Genomic DNA, 24,742 nt, shown 5'->3' with positions numbered 1-24,742 from the left:
CTCGCCGGGTGGGCTCGGCCGCCGCCCACCGGATCGGTGCCCGCATACTGGGTCCATGGACAAGGCGGCGTCCGGCTCCGGCATACGGGAGCGGCTCGGCAAGAACCTCTTCGCCCGGGTGGCGGGGCCTTCCGGGCCGGAGAACCGGGCCCGGATCCACGACACCCCCGGCCCCCGCTGGTTCGGCCCGGACCGGCCGGTGCGGCGGGTGCACGGGGACGCGTCCATGTTCATCGGCGGGCTGCGCGCCCTGCTCCTCCAGTCGCTGCACCCTCTCGCCATGGCCGCCGTCGCGGGCCACTCGGGGTTCCGGGGCGATCCGTGGGGGCGGCTCCAGCGGACCAGCACGTTCCTGGCGGTGACCACGTTCGGCACGGCCGAGCACGCCCAGGAAGCGGTGGACCGGGTACGGTCCGTGCACGAGGGAGTGCGCGGGACCACGCCCTGCGGGGAGCCGTACCACGCCGCCGATCCGCACCTTCTGTGCTGGGTGCACATCGCCGAGGCGGACAGCTTCCTCCGCGCCCACCAGCGGTACGGGGAAAACCCGTTGGACGGGGCGGGGTGCGACGGTTACCTCCACGACATGGCGACGGTGGCCGAGGCCCTCGGCATCCCCGACCCGCCGCACGACCGGGCGGAACTGGCCGCGCGCATCGCCGCCTACCGCCCCGAGCTGCGCGCCACCCAGGAGGCCCTGGACGCCGCCCGCTTCATCCTGCTGCACCCGCCACTGCCCTGGCCGGCCCGTCCTCCGTACGCCGTGCTCGCCGCGAACGCCGTGGCCGCGCTCCCGCCGTGGGCCCGGGAGCCGTTGCGGCTGCCCCGGGTGCCGGGCGTGGAGGAGATCTGCGTACGTCCCGCCGGAAAGGCCCTGACCAAGACCATCCGGTGGGCGATGACCCCGCCTGCGGGAGGCTGAGGACCGCCCGGGTGCCGGCGGCCGGTGTCCGTCGCCGGGGACGGGCGCACATCCATCCGCAGACCGGCGGGTCCGGGCAGGGGCTTCGCACCGGCAGTCCAGTTCCGGGGCGATCCAGGTCAGTCGACGCTGACGACCACCGAGTGCCATCCGCTCGCCCCGTCCGGGACGGTCTTCGTGCGCTTCTCGGTCTGCGTCTCGCCCGTCCCGTCGGTGGCGCGGACGGTGAGGGTGTGGCTGCCGGGGGTCGCCTTCCAGGGGTAGGTCCACTGGCGCCAGGTGTCGACGGTGGCCTGGTCGGCGAGTTGGGCGGGCCGCCAGGGGCCGTCGTCGATCCGGATCTCGACCTTCTCGATGCCCCGGTGCTGGGCCCAGGCCACCCCGGCGACCATGACCGTGCCCGCCTCGGGGCGCGCGAAGGGCTTGGGGGTGTCGATCCGGGACTGGGTCTTGATCGGGGCCTCCCGGGCCCAGTCGCGCTTCACCCAGTACGCGTCGTAGGCGTCGAAGGCGGTGAGCTCGATGTCCTCGATCCACTTGCAGGCCGAGACGTACCCGTACAGTCCGGGGACGAGCATCCGGACGGGGAAACCGTGGACGAACGGCAGCGGCTCACCGTTCATACCTACGGCGAGCATCGCGTCCCGGCCGTCCATGACGTCCTCGACGGGGGTGCCGAGCGTCATGCCGTCCACCGAGCGGGCGATGATCTGGTCCGCCTCGCCGCCCCGGGACGGCGGTTTGACCCCGGCCTCCTTGAGCAGATCGGCCAGGCGGACGCCGATCCAGCGGGCATGGCCGATGTAGGGGCCGCCGACCTCGTTGGAGACGCAGCACAGGGTGATCTCGCGTTCGATCAGCGGCCGGTTCAGCAGGTCCTGGTAGCTGAACTCCAGGTCCTTCCGTACGCCCTTGCCGTGGACGCGCAGCCGCCAGGTGTTCGCGTCGACCTTGGGGATCACGAGGGCGGTGTCGACCCGGTAGAACGTGTCGTTGGGCGTGGTGAACGGGCTGATGCCCCGCACCCTCGGCTGGGCTCCCGCCGGGACGGGCCGGGCGGGGGAGGCCGGGGCGGGCAGCCGTACGGCGTCCCGGGAGGCGATGGCGTCCTGGGCGCTGCGGCCGTTGAGCGCCCGGCCGACGGCTCCGGCGGCGGTGGATGCGGCGGCCGCCGCGGTGGCCGCGATCAGGAAGCCGCGCCGGTCCCAGCCGCTCTCCTCGCCCTGCGGCCGCGCGCGCTCGGCGGTGAGCCTGCCGACGAGGACGTACAGCAGGATGGCCCCGGCCACCGCACCGACCAGGGACGGCAGCCCGTCGGTGAACCCGGTGGCGTCGGGCCTGCTGACGGCGGCCGCCGTGCCGACCACGCCGAAGACCAGGACGGCGGCGGAGCCCGTACGCCGGTGGCGCAGCGCGAGCAGGCCGACGGCGACGGCGAAGAGGGCGAGCGTGGTGACGATGCCGAGCTGGAGGACGATCTTGTCGTTCTCGCCGAACGTACGGATCGCCCAGTCCTTCACCCCCGTGGGCGTCCGGTCGATGGCGGCGCCGCCGACCGCCGTGACGGGGCTCGACTCGGGTCTGACGGCGGCCGAGACGAGTTCGGCGACGGTCAGCGCGGCGAACCCCGCGAGCAGCCCGCTCAGGGCGGCGAGGGCGGGGCGGGTCAGGGCGGTGCGGTTGATCCTCACGGTCCTCATTCGGAACCGGGAGGCCGCCGGATTGCCCCGGCCACCCGTTCGGGTCCGTGAGCCCACCCGTTCGGGGAGTAGGCGCACGCGGACCGCCCCGGTCGGCACCAGGGCCGACCGGGGCGGTCACGGGCGGGGCGACTCGGCCGCCCCGGTCTCACGTCACCTCAGGCGAGGGACGCGATCGCGTTGTTGAACGTGGCGGACGGGCGCATGACCGCCGCGGCCTTGGCCGGGTCGGGCTGGAAGTAGCCGCCGATCTCGGCCGGGGAGCCCTGCACCGCGATCAGCTCGGCGACGATGGTCTCCTCCTGCTCGGACAGGGTCTTGGCGAGCGGCGCGAACGCCTCGGCGAGCTTGGCGTCGTCCGTCTGCTGCGCCAGCTCCTGCGCCCAGTAGAGGGCCAGGTAGAAGTGGCTGCCGCGGTTGTCGATACCGCCGAGGCGACGGCTCGGGGACTTGTCCTCGTTGAGGAAGGTGCCCGTCGCCCGGTCCAGGGTGTCGGCGAGGACCTGGGCCCGCGCGTTGTCCGTGGTGGTGGCCAGGTGCTCGAAGCTGACCGCGAGGGCCAGGAACTCGCCCAGGCTGTCCCAGCGGAGGTAGTTCTCCTTGACGAGCTGCTGGACGTGCTTGGGGGCCGAGCCGCCCGCGCCGGTCTCGAAGAGGCCGCCGCCGTTCATCAGCGGGACCACGGAGAGCATCTTGGCGCTGGTGCCCAGCTCCAGGATCGGGAAGAGGTCCGTGAGGTAGTCACGGAGCACGTTGCCGGTGACGGAGATGGTGTCCTCGCCGCGGCGGATGCGCTCCAGGGAGAAGGCGGTGGCCTCGACCGGGGACTTGATGGAGATGTCCAGGCCGTCCGTGTCGTGGTCGGCGAGGTACGTCTTGACCTTGGCGATCAGGTTGGCGTCGTGCGCGCGGGTCTCGTCCAGCCAGAACACGGCCGGGTTGCCGGTGGCGCGGGCGCGGGTGACGGCGAGCTTGACCCAGTCCTGGATCGGCAGGTCCTTGGTCTGGCACATGCGGAAGATGTCGCCGGCGCCGACGGCCTGCTCCAGCACGACCGCGCCGCTCGCGTCGACGACGCGCACGGTGCCGGTGGCGGGGATCTCGAAGGTCTTGTCGTGGCTGCCGTACTCCTCGGCCTTCTGCGCCATCAGCCCGACGTTGGGCACCGAGCCCATGGTGGCCGGGTCGAAGGCGCCGTTGGCGCGGCAGTCGTCGATGACGACCTGGTAGACACCGGCGTAGCTGCTGTCCGGGAGGACGGCGATGGTGTCGGCCTCGTTGCCGTCGGGGCCCCACATGTGACCCGAGGTGCGGATCATGGCGGGCATGGAGGCGTCGACGATGACGTCGCTGGGGACGTGCAGGTTGGTGATGCCCTTGTCGGAGTCGACCATCGCGAGGGCGGGGCCCTCGGCGAGCTCGGCCTCGAAGGACGCCTGGATCTCGGCGCCGACACCCGGCAACGAGCCGAGGCCCTTGAGGATGCCGCCCAGCCCGTCGTTGGGGGTGAGGCCCGCGGCGGCGAGCTGGTCGCCGTACTTGGCGAAGGTGTTCGGGAAGAAGGCGCGGACCGCGTGGCCGAAGATGATCGGGTCGGAGACCTTCATCATGGTGGCCTTGAGGTGCAGCGAGAACAGCACGCCCTCCGCCTTGGCGCGGGCGACCTGCGCGGTGAAGAACTCGCGCAGCGCGGCGACGCGCATGACGGCCGCGTCGACGACCTCGCCCTTCAGGACGGGTACGGACTCGCGGAGCACGGTGGTGGTGCCGTCGTCGCCGTGCAGCTCGATGCGGAGCGTGCCGTCCTCGGCGATGACCGCGGACTTCTCGGTGGAGCGGAAGTCGTCGACGCCCATGGTGGCGACGTTCGTCTTCGAGTCGGCCGTCCAGGCGCCCATGCGGTGCGGGTGGGCCTTGGCGTAGTTCTTGACGGAGGCGGGGGCGCGCCGGTCGGAGTTGCCCTCGCGCAGCACCGGGTTCACGGCGCTGCCCTTGACCTTGTCGTAGCGGGCGCGGACGTCCTTGTCCGCGTCGGTCTGCGGGTCGTCCGGGTAGTCCGGGAGTGCGTAGCCCTGCTCCTGGAGCTCGGCGATGGCGGCCTTGAGCTGCGGGATCGACGCCGAGATGTTCGGCAGCTTGATGATGTTCGCGCCGGGCGTCCTGGCCAGCTCGCCCAGCTCGGCGAGTGCGTCATCGATACGCTGCTCGGCCTTGAGGTGCTCCGGGAAACTGGCGATGATCCGGCCCGCGAGGGAGATGTCACGGCGCTCGACCGTGACGCCTGCGGTCGAGGCGTAGGCCTCGACGACGGGCAGGAACGAGTAGGTCGCCAGGGCAGGGGCCTCGTCGGTGTGCGTATAGATGATGGTCGAGTCAGTCACCGGGTGCTCCGCTCCACGTCTGCAACATTGCTTGACATCAAGATATCTCTTCGGCGTGCCGGGCTCCACAAGGCCCCCGCACGGCTTCACGCACCGTGGACACGTCAGCGGGCGGGGGCCGGGCCGCCATCACGCCACGACCGGGGCTCGACCAGCCCGGACTCGTACGCGAAGACGACGAACCGGGCCCGGTCGCGGGCCCCGAGCTTGCTCATCGCGCGGCTCACATGGGCCTTGGCGGTGCAGGGAGTGACCACCATGTGGACGGCGAAGCCGCCGTCCGGGCGCGGGGCGGCGGACAGGGTGCCGCCGAGGACCGCGACGCGTTCACGCATGCCGCTGCCGCCGAGCGCGGCGGGGCGGGGCCGCCGGACCGGGCAGAGCGGCCGGGGCCCGGCCGGCGCTGCTCGCGGCGCGGGCCCCGTACCGCATGACCGACGAGGACGTGAAGTCCTGTCGGGTCGAGCCGTACACCGATCAGGGTCAGGTCCGCCGGGTGGCATTCGGCGCGATGCCGGCCGTGGAGCGGGTGGCGGAGGGGATGACAGGCGCGGCCCGCGCGTGAGCGGCGGCCGTCAGGCCGGGGGGCGCCGGTCGAACCAGCGGCGGTCGTCCTCCAGTTGGGCGGCGAGCGCGATCAGTCGCTCCTCGCTGCGGGAGGGGCCCAGCAGTTGGGCGCCGACCGGGAGGCCGGAGCGGGTGAAGCCGGCCGGGACGTTCACGCCGGGCCAGCCGAGGACGTTCCACGGCCAGGCGTAGGGGCAGGCGGCCGCCATCGCGATGTCGGTGCGCCAGGCGCTCAGGTCGTCGAACCGGCCGATCCGGGGCGGCGGCGCGGCCGTGGTCGGGGTGAGGAGCACGTCGAACCCGGAGGCGTCGAAGAGGGCGCCGATCCTGCGGTGCTGGCGCACTTCGCGGGCGCGGGCGGCCCGCACCACCCGGCCGCCCAGCCGCGTCCCGGTGCGCAGGGCGCTGCGGGTGCGCGGGTCGAGCAGGGCCGGTTCGGGGTGCCGGGCGGCGAACTCGGCGATGCCCACGGTGGCACGGGGCACGAAGGCGAGACCGATCAGCCCGTACCGGGGGCGGGCCTCCTCGACGTGGTGGCCGAGCCGGGCGAGGGTGTCGGCGAGCGCGGTGACGGCCCGGCGCACCTCCGGGTCCGGCCCGGCGCCGGTGAGGGTGAGCGGGGGGCGCCAGGCGAGCGCGATGCGCAGACGGCCCGGGTCGCGGCGGGCGGCGTCGGAAGCGCGTACGGCGGGCGGCCGGTGGAGGTCCTCGGGGTGCGCCCCGGCGACGGCGTCCAGGAGCAGCGCGGCGTCGGCGACCGTACGAGCGAGGGGGCCGTTGACGGTGAGCCCCTGGAAGGAGTCGCTGTGCGGGTGGACCGAGATGCGCCCGCGCTGCGGCTTGATGCCGACGAGGTGCGTCCACGCGGCGGGGATGCGCACGGATCCTGCGCCGTCCGAGCCGAGCGCTGCGGGGACGAGCCCGGCGGCGACAGCGGCGGCGGAACCACCGGACGAACCCCCCGGGGTGTGCGCGGTGTTCCACGGGTTGCGGGTGGCGCCGAAGGCGGATCCCTCGGTGAAGGGCCATTGGCCCAGTTCGCAGGAGTTGGTCTTGCCGACGACGACGGCTCCGGCGGCGCGCAGCCGGCGGACCGCCTCGCTGTCGGACGCGGCCGGGGGCAGGTCGCCGTCGCAGCCGAAGTGCGTGGGCAGCCCCGCCACATCGGTGTCGTCCTTGACGGCGACCGGTACGCCCAGGAGCGGCAGCCGCTCCCCCGCCGCGAGCCTGCGGTCGGCCTCCGCAGCCTCGGCGAGGGCAGCCTCGGCCCGCAGGTGGCGGAAGGCGTTGAGGGTGGGCTGTGAGGCCTCGATACGGGCGAGGGCGTCGGCCACGAGTGCGGTGGAGGAGGTGGTGGCGTCGGCGAGCCGGCGCGCGCTCTCGGCGAGTCCGGGGAGCGGCGGCGGGGCAGGGGCCGCCGGGCGGGGGGCGCGACCCGGCTCCCGTACGGCCGGGCCGGTCTGCCCGGTGGGTCGCGCTCCGGGCGGCTCGGCTTCGGTGGGCTCCGCTGAGGACATGGGCGTGCCGCCTCCCTCGGGTCGCGGGGCCGGCCGGTCGTCCCGGCTGCGCCCACACGTACTTACTGGAGGGTAACGAGAGGAGGCGGCACGCTCAACCGGTAGGGCCGCTCCAGCCGTTGCGGGAATGGCCGGTGCGGCCGGTGTCGCCGGTTCTCACAGCTCCGGCATCACGGGCGTACGTGGATCTCGCCGATTCCGGTGCCGATCTTCCCGCAGTGGGCGGTGGACTGGCCGGACTCGCCGGGCCTGAGGGTGACATGATTGCCGTCCACGTCCGGAGCCCAGCCGCAGACGAGATGAACCCAGAAGGTCTGCGTCTGGCTGCCGTTGTTGCGACAGAGTGCGAAGCCCGTGTACTCGTCGATGGCGTGCTTGCCGGTGTCGCAGGACAGGCCGGGCGGGATCGCGGCCGGGGCGGCGGTCGCGGTCGCCGACGTGACCGAGACCCCCAGCGCGGCCACCGTCGCTGCGGCGGCGAGCGCCCGCAGGACGGACCGGGAGCGCTTCCCCGCGACCGTGCCGCGCTTACTCCTCGTCCCCGTGAACAGGTTCATCGATGGTCTCCTTCGTGCTGCGTACGTGCGTGACCCCGGGCGGGATCACCGCAGCTCTGCCCACGCTCCGTGGTCGAAAACACCGTGGCGCTTCACTCTCCGTACGCGCGCCGGGCGGCGCCCCGACTCCCGGCGTACGCTCGAATGTGCCGGTCATCGTGGTTCGCACGCCCTGACCGGGGCCTTTCCGAGGAGGCGACGTGAGCGGACACCGATGGGCCGCCCGGGCGGCCGCGGGTGCGGCGGCCGTCGCTCTCACCGTGACGGGTGGCACCCTCGCGCAGGCTGACGACGACATCGACACGCTCCCCGCCGAGGAGATCGCCGAGCGCGCCCGCGACGCCCTGGTCGACGTCCGGTCCCTGCATCTGAGCGCGCGCGGCAGCGTCGACGGGACCGGGGAGGAGATGAACATCGACCTCACCCTGGACCGCGAGGGGAATTGCGCGGGCGGGGTGGACATGGGCGACGACGGTTCGGTGGAGATCGTGAAACGCGGCGACGACGTCTGGCTGAAACCGGACGCCGCCTTCTGGAAGAAGCATGTCCCGATCGGCGGTTCCACCTTCGACGAGATCCTCGACGGCCGCTACATGAAGGCCGGGGCCGATGACCCCCGGCTGCTGGAGGTGACCGAGGTCTGCGATCTGGACACGTTCCGCGAGCTGATGACGGACAACGCCGGCGACGCCGATTTCGACGGGCTGACGAAGGGCGCGAGGACCGAGGTGAACGGCGCGCCGACCGTCCCGGTGACCCGGGCCGAGGGCGGGGAGCGCCTGACGGTCCATGTGGCCGCCGAGGGCACGCCGTACCCGGTGCGGATCACCGTGCGGGGCGGTGACGGGGAAGGGACCGTGGACTTCTCCGGCTTCGACCGGCCGGTGCCCACGGCCACTCCCTCGGCGGACGAGACGGTGGACATCACCGCCCTGCTGGGCCGCAGCATCAAGCCGGTGTAACCGGCCGGGTCGACGACCGCCGCGTCAGCGCCACGTACAGCAGCAGTGAGGAGCCGAGCCCGACCGCCCAGCCGTAGTCGGCCAGCGGCTTCAGGAACGGGATCAGGCCGTCCGCGGGGAACGGACCTTTCCCGGGGGCCGAGTGCGAACCGCCCACCGCGAGGACGCCGCCGACCGCGAAGGCAGCCACCGCCCGCCAGTTCCAGCCGCTCCGGTACCAGTACCGGCCGCCCGGCCGGTAGAGGTCGGCCAGGTCGAGGACGGTACGGCGGACGATCCAGTAGTCGGCGATCAGGATGCCCGCCACCGTACCGAGCAGACCGCCGACCAGGCCCAGCCAGGTGAAGATGTACAGCTCGGGCGTCTCGGTGAGCTTCCAGGGCATGATGACGACCCCGATCACGCCCGTGATCAGCGCCCCGGTCCGGAAGCTGATGAGCTTCGGCGCGAGGTTCGCCAGGTCGTACGCGGGTGAGACCACGTTCGCCGCGATGTTCACCGAGACCGTCGCGATCAGCACGGTGACCAGACCGAAGACCAGGCCGAAGACGTTGTCGGTCCGGGCGACGAGCTGGACCGGGTCCCAGAGGGCCACCCCGTACACCGCCTGCGAACCGGAGGTGACGAAGACCGACAGCAGGGCGAAGAACGTCATCGTGGTCGGAAGACCCAGCGACTGGCCCCGGATCTGGGCGCGTTGGCCCGCGCCGAAGCGGGTGAAGTCGGGGATGTTGAGGGAGAGCGTCGACCAGAAGGCGATCATGCCCATCAGCGAGGGGAAGAAGACCGGCCAGAAGTCGGCGCCCCAGCCGAGCGCGGACGGCTGGTCCAGCAGCGGACCGAAACCGCCCGCCTTGACCGCGACCCAGATGAGCAGCACGACCGCGCCGACCAGGACGAAGGGCGCCGCCCAGTTCTCGAAGCGGCGCAGGGTGTCCATCCCCCGGTAGATGATGGCCAGTTCGAGGGCCCAGAAGAGGACGAAGCAGAGCCAGAGCGTCCAGGGCTGCCCGCCGATCTCCGCCGCGCCGGCCCAGCCGCCGAAGATCTTGCCGAGCAGCGTGAAGATGCCGACGCCGCCGATCCAGGTCTGGATGCCGAACCACGCGCAGGCGACGGCGGCCCGGATCAGGGCGGGCAGATTGGCGCCGCGCAGACCGAAGGAGGCGCGGGCCAGAACGGGGAAGGGGATGCCGTACTTGGGTCCGGCGTGGCCGGTCAGCAGCATCGGGGCCAGCACGATCACATTGGCGAGCGCGATGGTGAACACGGCCTGTTTCCAGTCCATGCCGAGCGCCACCAGACCGGAGGCGAGCAGCCAGGACGGGATGTTGTGGGCCATCCCGATCCACAGGGCCGCGAAGTTGTACGTCGTCCAGGTGCGCCGCTCCACGGGGACGGGCAGCAGGTCGTCGTTGGCGAAGCGGGGGTCGTCGGGGAGCTGTCCGGGGTCGAGTTCGACGCGGCCGGACGCGTCGGAGGGGGGCGCGGGTATCGCGTCCGGGGGCGGTGGGGTGGGTGGGACGGTGGCGGTCATGCGGTGGAGCCCTTCGCTCGGGAGCGGTGCCGTGCGGGGCGACGCGGGGGGGGGCGCGTACGGACGGGCAGCGGGGTCGGAGGCGGGGCTCAGCCGGTCAGGGCGGGGATGATCTCGGACCCGTAGGCGTCGATGGTCGCCTCGCGGGCGTCGTGCATGTTGTAGACCGCGAACTGGTCGACGCCCATGTCCCGTAGCGCCTGGAGCTTCTCGATGTGCGCCCGGGCGGGCCCGAGGAGGCAGAACCGGTCGACGATCTCGTCGGGGACGAAGGCGGTGTCCGGGTTTCCGGTGCGGCCGTGGTGGCTGTAGTCGTAGCCGGAGCGTCCTGCGATGTACGCGGTCAGTTCGTCCGGCACCATCCCGGAGTGTTCGCCGTAGCGGGCGACCAGGTCGGCGACGTGGTTGCCGACCATCCCGCCGAACCAGCGGCACTGCTCCCGGGCGTGGTCGAGGTCGTCGCCGACGTAGGCGGGGGCGGCGACGCAGATGGTGACGGAGTCGGGGTCACGTCCGGCGTCGGCCGCCGCGTCCCGTACCGCCTTGATCATCCACTCGGTGAGGAAGGGGTCGGCGAGCTGGAGGATGAAGCCGTCGGCCTTCTGCCCGGCCAGCGCCAGGGCCTTGGGCCCGTACGCCGCCATCCACACCGGCAGCCGCCCGCCCTTGACCCAGGGGATCTGCACGGGCTGCCCGTCGACCGTCGCCTCCCGGCCCTCGGCGAGGTCCCGGATGACGTCGATGGCCTCGCCGAGGCGGGCCAGGGTGTTGGGCCGGCGGCCCGCGACGCGCATCGCGGAGTCCCCGCGCCCGATTCCGCAGACGGTGCGGTTGCCGTACATGTCGTTGAGGGTGGCGAAGGTGGAGGCGGTGACCTCCCAGGTGCGGGTCCCCGGGTTGGTGACCATCGGGCCCACGGTCAGCTTCTCCGTGTGCTCCAGGATGCGGCTGTAGATGACGAACGGCTCCTGCCAGAGCACCGCCGAGTCGAAGGTCCAGCCGTAGCGGAACCCGTTGCGCTCCGCGCGCCGCATCAGGCCGACGACGGCGGAGGCGGGCGGGTCCGTCTGGAGGACGAGGCCGAAGTCCATGGCGGGATCTCCTAGTCGAGGTACTGACAGGTGGCACGGGGGGTGTAGATGCCGTGGCCGGCGCGGCCGGTGAACTTCCTCCCGTCGACGACGACTTCGCCGCGTGAGAGCACGGTCTCCACCTGGCCGGTGATGCGTTTGCCCTCGTACGCCGAGTAGTCGACGTTCATGTGGTGGGTCTCGGCGGAGAGGGTCTGTTCGGCTTCCGGGTCGTAGATGACGATGTCGGCGTCGGCGCCCGGAGCGATGGTGCCCTTCTTCGGGTAGAGGCCGAACATCCGGGCCGGGGAGGCGCAGGCGATCTCGATCCAGCGGCGGCGGGTGATGTGCCCGTCCACGACGGCCTGGTGCAGCAGGTCCATGCGGTGCTCGACGCCGGGCATGCCGTTGGGGATCTTGGAGAAGTCGCCCCGGCCCATCTCCTTCTGCCCGGAGAAGCAGAAGGGGCAGTGGTCGGTGGAGACGACCTGGAGTTCGTTGTTGCGTAGGCCCCGCCACAGGGTCTCCTGGTGTTCCTTGGGGCGCAGCGGGGTGGAGCAGACGTATTTGGCGCCCTCGAAGTCGGGTTCGGCGAGGTTGTCGGTGGAGAGGAACAGGTACTGCGGGCAGGTCTCGCCGAAGACCGGGAGGCCCTTGTGGCGGGCGGCGGCGATCTCCTCCACGGCCTCGTCGGCGGAGACGTGGACGACGTAGAGCGGGGATCCGGCGACCCGGGCGAGCTGGACGGCGCGGTGGGTGGCCTCGGCCTCCAGGGCGACCTTGCGGACGTCGCCGTGGTAGCGGGGGTCGGTGTGGCCCGCGGCGAGCGCCTGCTCGACCAGGACGTCGATGGCGATGCCGTTCTCGGCGTGCATCATGATCAACCCGCCGTTGCCGGAGGCCTGTTGCATGGCGCGCAGGATCTGGCCGTCGTCGGAGTAGAAGACCCCGGGGTAGGCCATGAACAGTTTGAAGGAGGTCACGCCTTCGGAGACGAGGCGGTCCATCTCCTTGAGCGAGGACGGGTTCACGTCCGCGAGGATCATGTGGAAGGCGTAGTCGATGGCGCAGTTGCCGTCGGCCTTGGCGTACCAGGCGTCGAGCCCTTCGCGCAGGGACTTGCCCACGCTCTGGATGGCGAAGTCGACGATGGTGGTGGTGCCGCCCCAGGCGGCGGCGCGGGTGCCGGTCTCGAAGGTGTCGGCGGCGTACGTCCCGCCGAACGGCATCTCCATGTGGGTGTGTCCGTCGACGCCGCCCGGGATGACGTACTTGCCCGTCGCGTCGATCCTCCGGTCGGCGCTCCAGCTCTCGGCGGCGTCGGTCCCGTGGGCGGCGAGCGCGACGATCCGGCCGCCCTCGACGAGCACATCGGCGTGGATCTCGTCGGACGCGGTGATGACGAGGCCACCGTGGATGACGGTGCGACTCATGGGAATCTCCTCAACTCGGGGCGCCCCGGCCCGCCCTCAAGGCCTACGGCCGGAGCGGCCCCGCGCGGTTCGTGGGCGTACGGGGCCGACGGGCGGGGTCAGCCCGCCGCGTGCAGGGCGTCCGCGAGGATCGCCGCGCCTTCCTCGGCCTCGGCGACGGTCAGGGTCAGCGGCGGGGCGATGCGCAGCACGCTGGTGTTGTGGCCGCCGCCCTTGCCGATGAGGAGCCCGCCGGCGCGGGCCGCTTCGAGGACGGCCGCCGCGGCCTCCGGGTCCGCCTCGTCGGTGCCGGGCTTCGCCAGTTCGATGCCGATCATCAGACCCCGGCCGCGCACCTCGCGTACGGCGGGGGAAGCGGCGGCGACGGACCGCAGCCGCTCGATGAGGAGTCCGCCGACGCGCCGGGCGTTGCCCTGGAGATCGTGTTCCAGGAGGTACGAGAGGTTGGCGAGCGAGGCCGCCATGGTGACCGGTGAACCACCGAACGTGGAGATGGAGTTGGCGTCGAGGCAGTTCATCACCTCGGCGCGGGCCACCACTCCCCCGACGGACATGCCGTTGCCGATGCCCTTGGCGAAGGTGAGGATGTCCGGCGGACCGTTCTCGGCGTGCGCCTGCCAGCCCCAGAAGTGCTCGCCGGTGCGGCCCCAGCCGGTCTGCACCTCGTCGGAGATCCACAGCACCCCGTGCCGGTCCAGGACTTCACGGAACGCGGCGAACAGCCCGTCGGGCGGGGAGGTGAACCCGCCCACGCCCTGAATGGGTTCGGCGATCAGGGCCGCCGGGTTGCGGGTGTGCCCGAGAAGGTCCTCCAGATCGGCCACGCAGGCCCGGATGAACGCCTCGTCGCTCAACTCGGCGTACGGGCCCCGGGTGCGGACGCCGCCGTGGACGTACAACGTCTGGAGCGGGGACAGACTCGTGGGCGACCAGGCCTGGTTGCCGGTGATCGAGACGGTGGAGAACGACCGGCCGTGGTAGCTGTTGCGCATCGCGAGGATCTGGTTGGACCTGCGGTACGCGGTGGCGAGCAGGAGGGCCGTGTCGTTGGCCTCGGTGCCGGAGGTGGTGAAGAAGACCCGGGCGTCGGGGATGCCGGAGAGGGTGGCGATCCGCTCGGCCATCTCCACCATCGGGCGGTTGAGGTAGAGCGTGGAGGAGTGGATGATCCGCCCGGCCTGCTCCGCGACGGCCTTGGTCACCTCGGGCAGGGCGTGGGCGGTCATGGTGGTGAGGATGCCGCCGAAGAAGTCGAGGTAGCGGTTGCCGTCGGCGTCCCAGACATGGCGGCCCTCACCGTGGGTGAGCTCGACGGGGTTGCGGTAGTAGAGGGCCAGCCACTCGGGGCTGACGGCGAGATGGCGCTCGTACAGGCCGCTCACGGTTCCACCAGCCCGTCGTAGGCGTCGGGTCGTCGGTCCCGGTAGAAGGCCCACTGGGTGCGGACTTCCTCGATCAGGTCGAAGTCCAGGTCGCGTACGACGAGTTCCTCCTCCTTGTCGCTGGCGACCTCCCCGACGAACTGGCCGCGCGGGTCGACGAAGTAGCTCGTGCCGTAGAAGTCGTTGTCGCCGTACTCCTCGCGGCCGACGCGGTTGATCGCGGCGACGAAGTACTCGTTGGCGACGGCGGAGGCCGGTTGCTCCAACTGCCAGAGGTGGCTGGAGAGTCCGCGCGAAGTGGCCGACGGATTGTACACCAACTGGGCTCCGCCGAGTCCGAGTTGCCGCCAGCCCTCCGGGAAGTGCCGGTCGTAGCAGATGTAGACGCCGACCTTGCCGACGGCGGTGTCGAAGACCGGCCAGCCGGCGTTGCCGGGCTTGAAGTAGTACTTCTCCCAGAATCCCTTGACCTGCGGGATGTGGTGCTTGCGGTACTTGCCGAGGTAGGAGCCGTCGGCGTCGATCACGGCCGCGGTGTTGTAGTAGAAGCCGGACTGCTCGATCTCGAAGACCGGGACGACGATCACCATGCCGGTCTCGCGGGCCAGGTCCTGCATGCGCTTGACGGTCGGCCCGCCGGGGACCGGCTCGGCCCAGCGGTAGTGCTCGGGCTCCTGGACCTGGCAGAAGTAGGGGGCGTTGAACACCTCCTGGAAGCCGATGATCTTCGCCCCCTGCCGGGCGGCCTCGCGCGCGTGCTCCTCGTGCTTGGCAATCATCGATTCGGTGTCGCCGGTCCAGGTCGCCTGGACGAGTGCGGCGCGTACGACGTGGGACATGAGCTGCTCCTTCGACGCGGCGTCAGAGAGCCTGCACGCGTTCTCTACGCACGTAGATCGGTGCATGGATGGAGAACGTAAGCCCCTCCGTCCGGCGGGGCAAGACCATCGCCGTGAACCGGCGGAGTCGATCATGTTTCGCACCCGACCGGTCCACAACGGACACGCTTCCGGTCGTCGGCGGTGTCGCGGGGCCTCAGACCCCCGGCACGCCGGCCACCCGCAGCGCGTGGACCAGGTCCCACTCCGCCTCCCCCGACACCTCGCGGGCCGCCGCCAGGAGGAGCGGGAGCAACCGGGCCCCGGCTGCCCGGGCCAGCTCGGCGGCCTCCTGCGGAGTGTGTACGCGGACGAAGGCGCCGAGCAGGTCCCGTGCCTGGTCGTGACGGCCCGCACCGTCCAGGGCGAGCGCCGCGTCGGCCACTTCGGCGGCGGGCCGGGCGACCCCCTGCCGCAGGAGCAGCCCGCAGTCCGCCTCCCGCCCGGCGGCGGCCAGCGCGCCCGCCGCGGCGGCGAATCCGGCGGGCGGGAGCGAGGACACCTCCCAGAGCAGGGTCGTCCAGTCGGCGGCGAGGCCGGCGCGGTGCAGGGCGAGGGCGAGCAGCGGCAGCCGGGGCGCGGGCCAGGCCGCGACCTCGCAGAGCACGACGTGTGCCTCGCCGCTGCGGCCCCCGGCGCGGAGCCGGACCAGCTGGGCGACGGCCCCGGCGACGGCCTGCCCGGAAGCCGGGTCCGGGACGACCGGGCCCGTGGTGCCGTCGGCGTCACGGGCCCGCCCGCCACGCCCCCGGCCTCCGTGACCTTCGCGGCTTCCTCGGCCCCCGTGGGCCTTCGCCTCCGCCGCCGCACCGCCGAAACGGGCGCCGCGCGGGGCGGGTGCGCCGGAGTGCCCGGGTCCGGCCGGCCCGGGCAGCGGCGAAGGGGCGTACTCGGCCGCCCCTTCGTCGTCGGCCTCCAGCCCGGCGAACCGGGCGCCACGGGGCTTCTCCCGCCGGGGGGCAGGGGTGGAGGCGGGGTCGCCCGGGGCCGTGGGGACTCGGGGATCCCGTGGGGCTCGTGGGCCCCGTGAGGACGCCCCGGTCCCCGCGCGCGGCCTCTCGCCGTCCTCCGCCCGGAACCAGTCATCGGGGGCCGCCACCGCCGCCAGCCGCTTGCGGAGTTCCGTGCAGCGGGCGGTGGCCCGTTCGTGGTCGTCGCGGGCCCAGGCCAGCGCGTCCGGTTCGGCCGGGGCCGGGCCGCCGGGCCCCGCGCCGCGCAGGCGCTCCGCCGCCCGGTGCTGCTCGCGGACCATCAACTCCAGCCGGCGGGCGAGCTCCTGGCGCCCACCGGGCCGCCGGTCGTACGCGGCGGCGGACGCGGAGTACAGCGTGGCGGCCCGGACCGAGAGTTGCTCGGCGAACCGGGCGCCGTGCAGGGCCGCGAAGTCCGCGAGCAGCGACTCCACCACGTCCCAGGGCGGAATCTCCACCCCGTCGAGGCAGGACCGCATACCCGCCGGGTCGCGCCGGGCGAAGACCCCGTACCAACCCCGTCCGGGGTCCAGGCGCGCCACGAGATCCCGCAGGTACTGCGCGAACGCCCCTACTTCTTGTGCCTGCTGATGAACCGTCATCACCGCCCTCACCGACCGCCGACCGTGGACTGGAGCCTTCCGGTCCGGAGGCATTCGACCGCAGTCGTGTTACAGCGCGGCTACGCGCAGCTTTCGGGCGCGCTGCGGCGGGAGCACGGCCGCCGGGCACGCGCCCCCGGGCTCAGCGGGCCCAGAAGGTTCAGAACGTGATGGCGATCCCGGTGTGCGGCCGCTTGCCGAGCCGGGCGATGGTGGCGGGCCAGTCGACGAGCCAGAACTTCCAGGTGTACTTGCGGGCCAGGAGTCCGCGCGCCGCACGGGTGCCGTTCTCGTCGAGGAGCCTGGCCTCGCCCTCGGCGCTGGGGGCCCCTTCGGCGATCCGGCCGCGCACGTCGCAGACGGTGACGACGACCTTGCCGCTGTTGCGGAGGCGCTTCACCTTCCACGAGTCGGAGCGGGTCCAGACGTACAGCACATCCCCCTCGGCGGCGGCCCAGACGGGCGTGGCGACAGGTGTGCCGTTCTTCCGGAACGTGGTCAGGCTGACGTACTCGCTGCGCGCGAAGTCCTGGAGAGTCACGGGCGCGACCCTACGCCCTGCCTGTTCCGGCCGCCGGGCCGCTACGCGATCAGCGGCACCGCGGCAGGCACCGGAGCCGGTGCCCCGGTCGCCGCCGGCTCCGCCGCGCAGCGGCCGAGGATCTCGTCCAGCGAGAGGCCCAGCGCACCGGCGAGGGCGGCCACGGTGAAGAAGGCGGGGGTGGGGGCGCGGCCGGTCTCGATCTTCCGGAGGGTCTCCGCGGAGATTCCGGCACTCGCGGCGACGGCGGCCATGCTGCGCTCCCCGCGCGCCGCACGGAGCAGCGCGCCGAGCCGTTCGCCGCGCAGGCGCTCTTCGGGGGTCAGAGGGGTACGGACCATGCGGCCATCCTACACGGGATGCCATTTCTATACCGTCATTACTATACCGCTCCGACCGGTATAGTAATGGGCATGGTGCATATCAAGACAGACACACAGCTCGACGCGATGCGCGAGGCCGGCCGGGTCGTCGCGCGGATCCTGGCCCGGGCGCGGGAGGTGGCAGCGGTCGGCGTGACCCCCCGCGAGCTGGACGAAGCGGCCCGCGAGGTGCTGAGCGAGGCCGGGGCAGACTCCCCCTTCCTGAACTACGAGCCGCACTTCGCGCCCACTCCTTTCCCGGCCGTCATCTGCGTCTCGGTCAACGACGCGGTCGTGCACGGCGTCCCCTCCGCCGAGCCCCTGCGGGACGGGGACCTGGTCAGCGTGGACGCGGGCGCCCTCCTCGGCGGCTGGGCCGGCGACTCGGCGGTCAGTTTCATCGTGGGCGAGGCCCGCCCGGAGGACACCCGGCTCATCGCCACCGCTGACGAGGCCCTGGCGGCCGGGATCGCCGCGGCCGTGGTCGGCAACCGGATCGGCGACATCGCGCACGCGATCGGCACGGTCTGCCGCGACGCGGGCTACGGCATCCTGGAGGGCTACGGCGGCCACGGCATCGGCCGGTCCATGCACGAGGCCCCCTCCGTGCCGAACGAGGGACGGGCCGGGCGCGGCATGGCGCTGCGGCACGGGATGGTCCTGGCCATCGAGCCGATGCTGCTCGCCGGGGGCCTCGACGAGTTCCGCCACGACCCCGACGGCTGGACGCTGCGGACGACGGACGGCAGCCGGGCCTCGCACGCCGAGCACACGGTGGCGATCACGAACGACGGCCCGCGCGTCCTGACCGCGCTCTGAGCGCCCCTCCCGGCACCACGGCCGCCGGCTAAGAGCGCCCGACGAACTCCCTGGCCAGGGCCGCTCCCCTGCTCTGCGCCCGCGCGCGGCTCTCGATCGGGGAGATGCGGGAGTCCCTGAACGCGATGTAGGTGACGCCGGACTCGGCGCCCCCGGTCGACGGGTCGGGGTCGATGCCCAGCGCCTTCGCCATGGCGTACGAGGCCTCCCCGATGATGCCCGTGGGGCCGGTGTCGCCGATCACGCCGTACCGCACCCGGTCCCGGTACACGACCGCCACGACGCTGCCGCCGGTGAGCCCCGACTTCCGGTAGTCCCACACCCTGCTCGGGCCCGGTACGACCACATGGGGCAGCGCGGCGGAGTCGAGGGGTTCGCCGCGGGAGCTCTGGAACGCGGTCTCCGGCAGGAAGTACGGATCGGTCTTCCGGTTGCAGAGCCTGGTCTTCCGGCCGTCGCAGTCGATGTCCATGTCCGCCTTCCAGAACACGGCGTCCCGCATGCCGCAGACCGGGACCGTGGCCTTGGCGCTGCCGCTGTCGGTGCGGTACTTGCCCTTCGAGATCCGTGAACAGGCGCGGACCTCGGCGAGCAGTTCGGCGGCGGTCACCTCGTCCGACCCCGCGTCCGCTTCCCGACCGGAGGCGGACACGGGGTCGGACGCGGGGTCGGACGCGGACGCGGGCAGCGCCGCCGCTCCGAGGAGCGCCGCGCCACAGGCGGCGGATGTCAGGGCGAGCAGGCGGGTGCGCATGGCGCGGAAGGACCTTTCCCGTAGGCGAGGGACCCGTGCGGGCCCCGTTGTCGGCATCCGGCGGCGCGCCCCCTCCCGCCTCAGTGCCCGCGGCCCGGATGCACCACCATGGCCGAGCCCCCGCCCCGGCGCACCTTTTCCGCCGCCGCCAGCCAGCGGCCGTCGGGCAGCCGCTGCACCCCGGTGGCGGCGCCGATCTCCGGGTTCTGCCTGAAGGCGTGACCGAGCTTCTCCAGCTCCGCGCGGACCGGGCTGTTCCACAAGTCCGGCTCGATGTCGGTCGTCGGCGCGTTGCGCTGGCTGGCGCGCGGCGCTGCGATCGCGTCGACCAGGGGGAGTCCCCGGTCCAGGTGGCCGGTGAGCGACTGGAGGACGGTCGTGATGATGGTGGCCCCGCCCGGCGAGCCGAGGGCGAGGACCGGCTTGCCGTGCTCGAGCACGATGGTCGGGGAGATCGACGAGCGCGGCCGCTTGCCCGGCCCCGGCAGGTTCGGGTCGTGGACCGCCGGGTTGGCGGGCGCGAAGGAGAAGTCGGTGAGCTCGTTGTTGAGCAGGAAGCCCCGTCCGGGCACGGTGATGGCGCTGCCGCCGGTGGACTCGATCGTCAGCGTGTAGGCGACGACGTTGCCCCACTTGTCGGCCGTCGTCAGGTGGGTGGTGTTCTCGCCCTCGTACGTCGTCGGCGCGGGCGTGCCGCCACTGTCGCACCGCTCCGGGTCGCGTGGGTCGCCCGGTGCCAGCGGGCTGGTCAGGGCCCTGTCGTCCCGGATCAGGCACTCCCGGGAGTCCGCGAACCGTTGGCTCAGCAACTCCTTCGTCGGTACGTCCTCGAAGGCGGGGTCGCCGACCCAGCGGCCCCGGTCGGCGAACGCGATCCTGCTCGCCTCGATGAGCCGGTGGAGGTACTGGGTCCGGTCGGCCCGGGAGAGGTCGGTGGACTCCAGGATGTTGAGGGCCTCGCCGACGCTGGTGCCGCCGGACGAGGAGGGAGCCATGCCGTAGACGTCCAGGCCCCGGTAGTTCACCTTGGTCGGGTCCTTGCGCAGGGTCCGGTACGAGGCCAGGTCTTCGCGGGTCAGATCGCCGGGGCGGACGACCCGGGTGGCGTCCGGGTCGACGGGCGGCTTGCGCACCGTACGGACGATGTCGTCGGCCAACGCGCCCCGGTACAGCGCGCCGACGCCCTCGCGGCCGAGCTTCTCGTACGTACGCGCCAGGTCGGGGTTCTTGAACACCGAGCCGACGACGGGGAGTTCGCCGCCCGGCAGGAAGAGCTTCGCGGAGGCCGGGAAGTCGGCGAACCGGGCCTGGTTGGAGGCCGTCTGCGAGCGGAAGGTGCCGTCCACGACGAAGCCGTCCCGGGCCAGGCGTTCGGCCGGTTTCAGCAGCGTACGCAGGGACTTGGAGCCCCACGCGTCCAGCGCCCGCTCCCAGGTGGCCGGGGTGCCGGGTGTGCCGACGCCCAGGCCACTGGTCACCCCCTCCTCGAACGGGATCGGCTTGCCGTGCTCGAGGAACAGGGACGCGTCGGCACTCCGCGGGGCGGTCTCGCGGCCGTCGATGGTCCGCACCTGGCGCGTCTTCGCGTCGTAGTGGACGAAGTAGCCACCGCCGCCGATGCCCGCCGAATAGGGCTCCGTGACGCCGAGCGCCGCGGCCGTGGCCACCGCCGCGTCCACCGCGTTGCCGCCCTTGCGCAGTACCTCGATCCCGGCGGCCGAGGCATCCGGGTCGACACTCGACACCGCTCCCCCGTGTCCCACCGCCACCGGGGACTTGGGCGGCGCGGGGCGTGGCATGGCGGTCGCCGCCGAGGTCGCCGGGGCGGCGGCTCCGATCGAGGCGACCACGGCGAGTACGGCCAGCAGGGACGTGTTCCGACCGACGGAACGGCGCATACGTACCTCCAGTCAACGGATCTCGCCCGCAGGGTAGCCCCGGGAATCCGGGATCGTCAGGACCGCCTCGAACGGTTACCCGAATGACCGATACCATGCGCGCCCATGACGGACGACGTGCGCAACATCGTGCTGGGCGTGATAGCCGCCGGGATCAGTGCCTCGCTGGGCTGGCTCGCCCGAACCTATCTCTGGCGGCGGGGGCTCCGACGCAAGCAGGCCTTCTTCGGGCTGCCGGCGAACTCCGAATGCCTGCTGGTCGTCAACCGCTACGCGGGCGCCGAGGGAGCGGTGCACCGGCACGACGCCTTCGCCCTGCTCGAACTCTCCGCGCTCATCAAGGACTGCGGGGCCCACGCGCAGATCGTCACCCATGACAACGCCCAGCAGGGGTTCGGGGAGCGTACGGAGTACTGCGTCGGCGGCCCGACGTCCAACCAGCGGATGGCGGCGCATCTGCGGACCCTGCTGCCCGGGGTGCGGATCAACGTCGAGCAGGACCCGGGGCCGGACCGGGTGGCGTTCCAGGTCGGCTCGGAGCGCTACCGGATGGAGCCGGGCACCGCGGAGTACGTCCTGCTCGCACGGCTGACAGGAGGTCAGGAGTCCCGCCCGGTCTTCCTGTTCTGCGGTCAGCGGGCCATCACCAATCAGGCGGCCACCCGCTATGTAGCCCGGAACCACGACAAGCTGCGCCGCAAGCACGGGAACAAGTCGTTCTGCCTGCTGCTGAAGGTCGTCAACTCCCAGGCGTACGGCCCCGATGTGGTCGAACTGGTCGGCGACGTGACCCGCGAGGCCCAGTCCCCCATCCCCAGTACGCCCGTCTCGCACCGGGCGGGCAGCTGACCGGGCCCGCCTCAGCGGCGCAGCCGCGCCCGGCCGGACGCCAGCATCCCGGTGATCTCCGTTATCCCGAGCGGCCGGGCCAGCAGCACCACGCCGAGGAGAAGGGCGAGCGTCCCGGCCCCGGCCGCCGCCACGTCGCCCGCCCCCTCCACCGCGCGCGCCGCGCCGTACGCCAGCGCACCGGCGGGCAGGCAGGCGGCGATCAGGCGGGCGTGCGCGCCGAGGGTCGGCGAGCGCAGCGGGGACCCGGCGCCGGGACCCGAGAGCCGGCGGGACAGGACGAGGGCGGTGACGGCGAATCCGGCACAGAAGGCGACCGTGCTCGCTCCGGCCATTCCGGTCACCGCCCAGCGGGCGGGGAGCAGCAGGTAGGCGGCGGCCGTCAGGCCCGCCTGGACGGCGGCGATCACCAGGTTGAGGAGGAAGGGGGTGCGGGTGTCGCTCATCGCGTAGAAGCCGCGCGAGAGGACGTACTGTCCGGAGAAGGCGATCAGTCCGGGGGCGAAGGCCATCATGATTCCGGCCATCACCGTGATGTCGGCGGGGGTGGTGCGCCCGTACCCGAAGACGGAGCCGATCACCCAGGGCGCGAGCACCAGCAGGGCGGTGGCGGCGGGCACCACGGCGGCGGCGCTGGTGCGCAGGGCGTACGCGACGTCGCGCCGCACCCCGGCGAGGTCGCCGTCGGCGGCGTACCTGCTCATCCGGGGCATCAGGGCAGTGACCAGCGAGACCGTGATGATGCCCTGCGGGACGACCCAGAGCTGGTAGGCGTAGCTGTACGCGGTGTAGCCCGCCCCGCCCGCGATCTCCTGCTCGGCGGCATGGAGGCCGCTGGCGGTGGAGAGCCGGGTGACGACCCAGTACGCGAGCTGGTTGGTGAGGACGAGCAGCACCAGCCAGCCGGCGGCGCGTATCGGCCGGGTCAGTCCGCTGCCGCGCCAGTCGAACCGGGGCCGCCAGCGGAACTTCGCGGCGCGCAGCGCGGGTATCAGGGCGAGCGTCTGTACGGCTATTCCCGCGGTGGTGCCCCAGCCGAGGAGGTGGGCGTGCGTGTCGGAGAGGGTGCCGTCGGAGTTCGCGGCGACGGCGATGTAGAAGCCGAACACCCCGATGATCACGATGTTGTTGAGGACCGGGGCCCACATCATCGCGCCGAACCGGCCGCGTGCGTTGAGGACTTGGCCGAGCAGCGTGAACAATCCGTAGAAGAGGATCTGCGGCAGACAGTAGCGGGCCAGCGCGATCGTCAGCTCCGCCTGGCGGCCGTCGTAGTCGGTGTAGAGGCCGACGACGACGGGGGCCGCCACCACGGCGAGCGCGGTGAGGGCGAGGAGGCCGATCGTGCACAGGGTGAGCAACCGGTCGGTGTACGCGGCTCCGCCGTCGGCGTGCTCCTTGGCCGCGCGGACCAGTTCGGGGACGAAGACCGCGTTGAGCGCGCCGCCGATGAGAAGGATGTAGAGGATGTTGGGGACGGTGTTGGCGACCGTGTAGCCGTCGGCGGTGAGGCCGGTGCCGAGCGCGGCGACGACGACCGCCGAGCGGACGAAACCGGTGGCGCGCGAGACGACGGAGCCCGCCGCCATCACGGCCCCGCTGCGCAGCACCGAGGCGCTCCGGACCGGGGGGCCGGTGGTGCTGGTGGTGGTCGCGCTCACTGGTGGTCCCCCCGCGTTCCTCGTGTCGGCCGACGGGCGATCGTAACGCGGCGCGTGCGGTCGGACTTTCCGGTGCTCGGGGAGAACGGATTGCCCGGCGCCCGGAAGGAACCCGACATGGGGGAAATCACCTCTCCCCTTCTGAGCACCCAGCCCTGGAGGTCTTTCCGTGAGTTCCGCACGCCCGCGCATCCGTCGTTCCGCCCCGGCCGGCCGGAGGGCCCGGCTCGCCCTGACCGGGCCCGCGGCGCTGCTCGCCGCCGCGCTCACCGCGTGCTCGGGCGGCGGTACGGGCTCCGCCGAGGTGGGCGGGGACGGCAAGGCCCCCGACACCAGCATCACGGTGAATCTCCGGGGCGAGGCGGCGGCGCCCGGTGAGCCGGTGAAGGTGACACTGGGGCACGGAAAGCTGAAGACCGTGTCCGTGAAGCCGGGCGAGGGCGGCCCGCTGGCCGGGAAGATATCCGCCGACGGCCGGACCTGGACGTCCGACCGGGTCGCCGCGCCGGGCACCGCGTACACGGTCGAGGCGACGGACGCGGACGGCGGCAGCGACCGGGCGACGTTCGCCACCGCCGAGGCGGAGAAGGTCAACAAGCTGTCGCTGGCGCCGGGCAAGAACACGACCGTGGGCATCGCGCAGCCGCTGTCCGTCGTCTTCGACCACCCGGTGAAGAACAAGGCGGCGGTGGAGAAGGCCCTGAAGGTGTCCACCTCCAACGGCACCGAGGGCTCCTGGGGCTGGCTGCGGGACTACTCGGGCAAGGACCGCGTCGACTGGCGGCCCGAGGAGTACTGGAAGCCCGGGACGAAAGTCTCCCTGGACGCGCGACTGAACGGCGTCGACACGGGGGCGGACGGCGGCTGGTTCGTCCGCGACTACGCGACGACGTTCACGATCGGCGCGGCCCAGGTGGTCAAGGTCGACCTCGACGGGCACCGTCTCGCCCTGCACCGGGACGGGAAGCAGGTCATGGACCTGCCGATGTCGGCGGGCACCCCCGGCGGCGAGAAGGCGTCCTGGCGGGGCACGGCGGTCCTGATGTCGAAGGAGGGCACGATCAACATGCGCTCCGAGACGGTGGGCCTCGGCGACGCCTACGACAAGATGGTCGACTACTCGATGCGGCTGACCTGGTCGGGGATGTACGCCCACGCCGCACCGTGGAACGCGGGCTATTTCGGCCAGGCCAACCGGAGTTCCGGCTGCCTGGGGATGAGCGACGGCGATGCCGCCGCGCTGTACGGGCAGGTACGGGTGGGCGACCCGTTCGAGATGACCGGCGCGGAGTCCAAGGGCACGGTCGCCGAGGGCAACGGCTACGGCGCGTGGAACGTCTCGTGGGCGGACTGGCAGGCCAAGAGCGCCCTGAAGTGAC

Annotated in this window: 22 protein-coding genes; 6 read left to right on the top strand and 16 right to left on the bottom strand. The window is 72.5% G+C overall.

What is annotated here, in order from left to right:
• Window positions 1-55: 55 nt before the first annotated feature.
• Entirely contained in the window at window positions 56-922 is an 867-nt protein-coding gene (locus CCZ36_RS29980) for an oxygenase MpaB family protein (protein WP_128818990.1), read from the top strand.
• A gap of 119 nt (window positions 923-1,041) precedes the next feature.
• On the opposite strand, the gene CCZ36_RS29975 is transcribed toward CCZ36_RS29980, so the two are convergent.
• The 3 genes from CCZ36_RS29975 to CCZ36_RS29965 form a co-directional block, all read right to left on the bottom strand.
• Window positions 1,042-2,622, bottom strand: a complete 1,581-nt coding sequence (locus CCZ36_RS29975; protein ID WP_128818989.1) for a molybdopterin-dependent oxidoreductase — start codon at window positions 2,620-2,622, stop codon at window positions 1,042-1,044.
• A gap of 158 nt (window positions 2,623-2,780) precedes the next feature.
• A complete protein-coding gene (locus CCZ36_RS29970; protein WP_069737264.1) occupies window positions 2,781-5,003 on the bottom strand; it encodes an NADP-dependent isocitrate dehydrogenase in 2,223 nt (740 codons plus the stop codon).
• 104 nt (window positions 5,004-5,107) lie between these two features.
• Window positions 5,108-5,338 (bottom strand): hypothetical protein, encoded by a 231-nt coding sequence (locus CCZ36_RS29965; RefSeq protein WP_443069827.1) that lies wholly within the window; start codon window positions 5,336-5,338, stop codon window positions 5,108-5,110.
• 95 nt (window positions 5,339-5,433) lie between these two features.
• Here CCZ36_RS29965 and CCZ36_RS36470 point away from each other — a divergent pair, with 95 nt between their 5' ends.
• Window positions 5,434-5,568 carry a hypothetical protein gene (locus CCZ36_RS36470; protein ID WP_257791375.1) on the top strand — a complete coding sequence of 45 codons (135 nt, stop codon included), beginning with the start codon at window positions 5,434-5,436 and terminating at the stop codon, window positions 5,566-5,568.
• A gap of 10 nt (window positions 5,569-5,578) precedes the next feature.
• Here CCZ36_RS36470 and CCZ36_RS29955 read toward each other — a convergent pair whose 3' ends face one another.
• Window positions 5,579-7,087, bottom strand: a complete 1,509-nt coding sequence (locus tag CCZ36_RS29955) for an amidase (RefSeq protein WP_128818988.1) — start codon at window positions 7,085-7,087, stop codon at window positions 5,579-5,581.
• A gap of 170 nt (window positions 7,088-7,257) precedes the next feature.
• Window positions 7,258-7,644, bottom strand: coding sequence for a hypothetical protein (locus tag CCZ36_RS29950; RefSeq protein WP_069742184.1), 387 nt, complete (start codon window positions 7,642-7,644; stop codon window positions 7,258-7,260).
• A gap of 200 nt (window positions 7,645-7,844) precedes the next feature.
• Here CCZ36_RS29950 and CCZ36_RS29945 point away from each other — a divergent pair, with 200 nt between their 5' ends.
• The gene (locus CCZ36_RS29945) at window positions 7,845-8,606 is read left to right on the top strand and encodes a hypothetical protein (RefSeq protein WP_069737268.1); all 762 of its coding nucleotides are present in this window, start codon (window positions 7,845-7,847) and stop codon (window positions 8,604-8,606) included.
• Here CCZ36_RS29945 and CCZ36_RS29940 read toward each other — a convergent pair.
• The 8 genes from CCZ36_RS29940 to CCZ36_RS29905 all read right to left on the bottom strand — a co-directional run bounded on the left by CCZ36_RS29940 (window position 8,593) and on the right by CCZ36_RS29905 (window position 17,361).
• On the bottom strand, window positions 8,593-10,143 hold the full coding sequence (locus tag CCZ36_RS29940; RefSeq protein WP_069737269.1) for an NCS1 family nucleobase:cation symporter-1: 1,551 nt from the start codon (window positions 10,141-10,143) through the stop codon (window positions 8,593-8,595). The genes CCZ36_RS29945 and CCZ36_RS29940 overlap by 14 nt on opposite strands.
• Before the next feature lie 89 nt (window positions 10,144-10,232).
• Window positions 10,233-11,234: a TIGR03842 family LLM class F420-dependent oxidoreductase gene (locus CCZ36_RS29935; protein WP_069737270.1), complete on the bottom strand. Its 1,002-nt coding sequence runs from the start codon at window positions 11,232-11,234 to the stop codon at window positions 10,233-10,235.
• Between the two features lie 11 nt (window positions 11,235-11,245).
• Window positions 11,246-12,646 (bottom strand): dihydropyrimidinase, encoded by a 1,401-nt coding sequence (gene hydA / locus CCZ36_RS29930; protein ID WP_128818987.1) that lies wholly within the window; start codon window positions 12,644-12,646, stop codon window positions 11,246-11,248.
• Between the two features lie 98 nt (window positions 12,647-12,744).
• The gene (locus tag CCZ36_RS29925; RefSeq protein WP_069742181.1) at window positions 12,745-14,028 is read right to left on the bottom strand and encodes an aspartate aminotransferase family protein; all 1,284 of its coding nucleotides are present in this window, start codon (window positions 14,026-14,028) and stop codon (window positions 12,745-12,747) included.
• On the bottom strand, window positions 14,025-14,867 hold the full coding sequence (locus CCZ36_RS29920; protein ID WP_069737273.1) for a nitrilase-related carbon-nitrogen hydrolase: 843 nt from the start codon (window positions 14,865-14,867) through the stop codon (window positions 14,025-14,027). The genes CCZ36_RS29925 and CCZ36_RS29920 overlap by 4 nt, the downstream gene beginning before the upstream one ends.
• A 196-nt stretch (window positions 14,868-15,063) precedes the next feature.
• A complete protein-coding gene (locus CCZ36_RS29915; RefSeq protein WP_128818986.1) occupies window positions 15,064-16,479 on the bottom strand; it encodes a hypothetical protein in 1,416 nt (471 codons plus the stop codon).
• Between the two features lie 160 nt (window positions 16,480-16,639).
• The gene (locus CCZ36_RS29910; protein WP_128818985.1) at window positions 16,640-17,020 is read right to left on the bottom strand and encodes a PPOX class F420-dependent oxidoreductase; all 381 of its coding nucleotides are present in this window, start codon (window positions 17,018-17,020) and stop codon (window positions 16,640-16,642) included.
• A gap of 41 nt (window positions 17,021-17,061) precedes the next feature.
• On the bottom strand, window positions 17,062-17,361 hold the full coding sequence (locus CCZ36_RS29905) for a helix-turn-helix domain-containing protein (protein WP_069741546.1): 300 nt from the start codon (window positions 17,359-17,361) through the stop codon (window positions 17,062-17,064).
• A 72-nt stretch (window positions 17,362-17,433) separates the two neighbouring features.
• On the opposite strand from CCZ36_RS29905, the gene map reads away from it, so the two are divergent.
• Window positions 17,434-18,201, top strand: coding sequence for a type I methionyl aminopeptidase (map, locus tag CCZ36_RS29900; protein WP_128818984.1), 768 nt, complete (start codon window positions 17,434-17,436; stop codon window positions 18,199-18,201).
• 28 nt (window positions 18,202-18,229) lie between these two features.
• On the opposite strand, the gene CCZ36_RS29895 is transcribed toward map, so the two are convergent.
• Entirely contained in the window at window positions 18,230-18,955 is a 726-nt protein-coding gene (locus tag CCZ36_RS29895) for a glycoside hydrolase family 75 protein (RefSeq protein WP_128818983.1), read from the bottom strand.
• An 80-nt stretch (window positions 18,956-19,035) separates the two neighbouring features.
• The gene (gene ggt, locus CCZ36_RS29890; protein WP_128818982.1) at window positions 19,036-20,853 is read right to left on the bottom strand and encodes a gamma-glutamyltransferase; all 1,818 of its coding nucleotides are present in this window, start codon (window positions 20,851-20,853) and stop codon (window positions 19,036-19,038) included.
• Between the two features lie 105 nt (window positions 20,854-20,958).
• Here ggt and CCZ36_RS29885 point away from each other — a divergent pair, with 105 nt between their 5' ends.
• Window positions 20,959-21,702 carry a hypothetical protein gene (locus CCZ36_RS29885; protein ID WP_128818981.1) on the top strand — a complete coding sequence of 248 codons (744 nt, stop codon included), beginning with the start codon at window positions 20,959-20,961 and terminating at the stop codon, window positions 21,700-21,702.
• A gap of 11 nt (window positions 21,703-21,713) precedes the next feature.
• Here CCZ36_RS29885 and murJ read toward each other — a convergent pair whose 3' ends face one another.
• Window positions 21,714-23,363: a murein biosynthesis integral membrane protein MurJ gene (gene murJ, locus CCZ36_RS29880; protein WP_128818980.1), complete on the bottom strand. Its 1,650-nt coding sequence runs from the start codon at window positions 23,361-23,363 to the stop codon at window positions 21,714-21,716.
• A 169-nt stretch (window positions 23,364-23,532) separates the two neighbouring features.
• On the opposite strand from murJ, the gene CCZ36_RS29875 reads away from it, so the two are divergent.
• The gene (locus CCZ36_RS29875; RefSeq protein ID WP_069736794.1) at window positions 23,533-24,741 is read left to right on the top strand and encodes a L,D-transpeptidase; all 1,209 of its coding nucleotides are present in this window, start codon (window positions 23,533-23,535) and stop codon (window positions 24,739-24,741) included.
• Window position 24,742: the final 1 nt, after the last annotated feature.

This window comes from Streptomyces sp. S063, assembly GCF_002832675.1.
GTDB classification, from domain to species: Bacteria; Actinomycetota; Actinomycetes; order Streptomycetales; family Streptomycetaceae; genus Streptomyces; species Streptomyces sindenensis.
Note: the sequence above shows the minus strand (reverse complement) of the source record. Positions and strands in the feature narration are given on the sequence as shown.

Bases quoted from the DNA above. Each gene is read 5' to 3' on its own strand.
- CCZ36_RS29980 (WP_128818990.1), top strand. From the start codon at position 56: ATGGACAAGGCGGCGTCCGGCTCCGGCATACGGGAGCGGCTCGGCAAG.
- CCZ36_RS29975 (WP_128818989.1), bottom strand. From the start codon at position 2,622: ATGAGGACCGTGAGGATCAACCGCACCGCCCTGACCCGCCCCGCCCTC.
- CCZ36_RS29965 (WP_443069827.1), bottom strand. From the start codon at position 5,338: ATGCGTGAACGCGTCGCGGTCCTCGGCGGCACCCTGTCCGCCGCCCCG.
- CCZ36_RS36470 (WP_257791375.1), top strand. From the start codon at position 5,434: ATGACCGACGAGGACGTGAAGTCCTGTCGGGTCGAGCCGTACACCGAT.
- CCZ36_RS29955 (WP_128818988.1), bottom strand. From the start codon at position 7,087: ATGTCCTCAGCGGAGCCCACCGAAGCCGAGCCGCCCGGAGCGCGACCC.
- CCZ36_RS29950 (WP_069742184.1), bottom strand. From the start codon at position 7,644: ATGAACCTGTTCACGGGGACGAGGAGTAAGCGCGGCACGGTCGCGGGG.
- CCZ36_RS29940 (WP_069737269.1), bottom strand. From the start codon at position 10,143: ATGACCGCCACCGTCCCACCCACCCCACCGCCCCCGGACGCGATACCC.
- CCZ36_RS29935 (WP_069737270.1), bottom strand. From the start codon at position 11,234: ATGGACTTCGGCCTCGTCCTCCAGACGGACCCGCCCGCCTCCGCCGTC.
- hydA (WP_128818987.1), bottom strand. From the start codon at position 12,646: ATGAGTCGCACCGTCATCCACGGTGGCCTCGTCATCACCGCGTCCGAC.
- CCZ36_RS29920 (WP_069737273.1), bottom strand. From the start codon at position 14,867: ATGTCCCACGTCGTACGCGCCGCACTCGTCCAGGCGACCTGGACCGGC.
- CCZ36_RS29915 (WP_128818986.1), bottom strand. From the start codon at position 16,479: ATGACGGTTCATCAGCAGGCACAAGAAGTAGGGGCGTTCGCGCAGTAC.
- CCZ36_RS29905 (WP_069741546.1), bottom strand. From the start codon at position 17,361: ATGGTCCGTACCCCTCTGACCCCCGAAGAGCGCCTGCGCGGCGAACGG.
- map (WP_128818984.1), top strand. From the start codon at position 17,434: ATGGTGCATATCAAGACAGACACACAGCTCGACGCGATGCGCGAGGCC.
- CCZ36_RS29895 (WP_128818983.1), bottom strand. From the start codon at position 18,955: ATGCGCACCCGCCTGCTCGCCCTGACATCCGCCGCCTGTGGCGCGGCG.
- ggt (WP_128818982.1), bottom strand. From the start codon at position 20,853: ATGCGCCGTTCCGTCGGTCGGAACACGTCCCTGCTGGCCGTACTCGCC.
- CCZ36_RS29885 (WP_128818981.1), top strand. From the start codon at position 20,959: ATGACGGACGACGTGCGCAACATCGTGCTGGGCGTGATAGCCGCCGGG.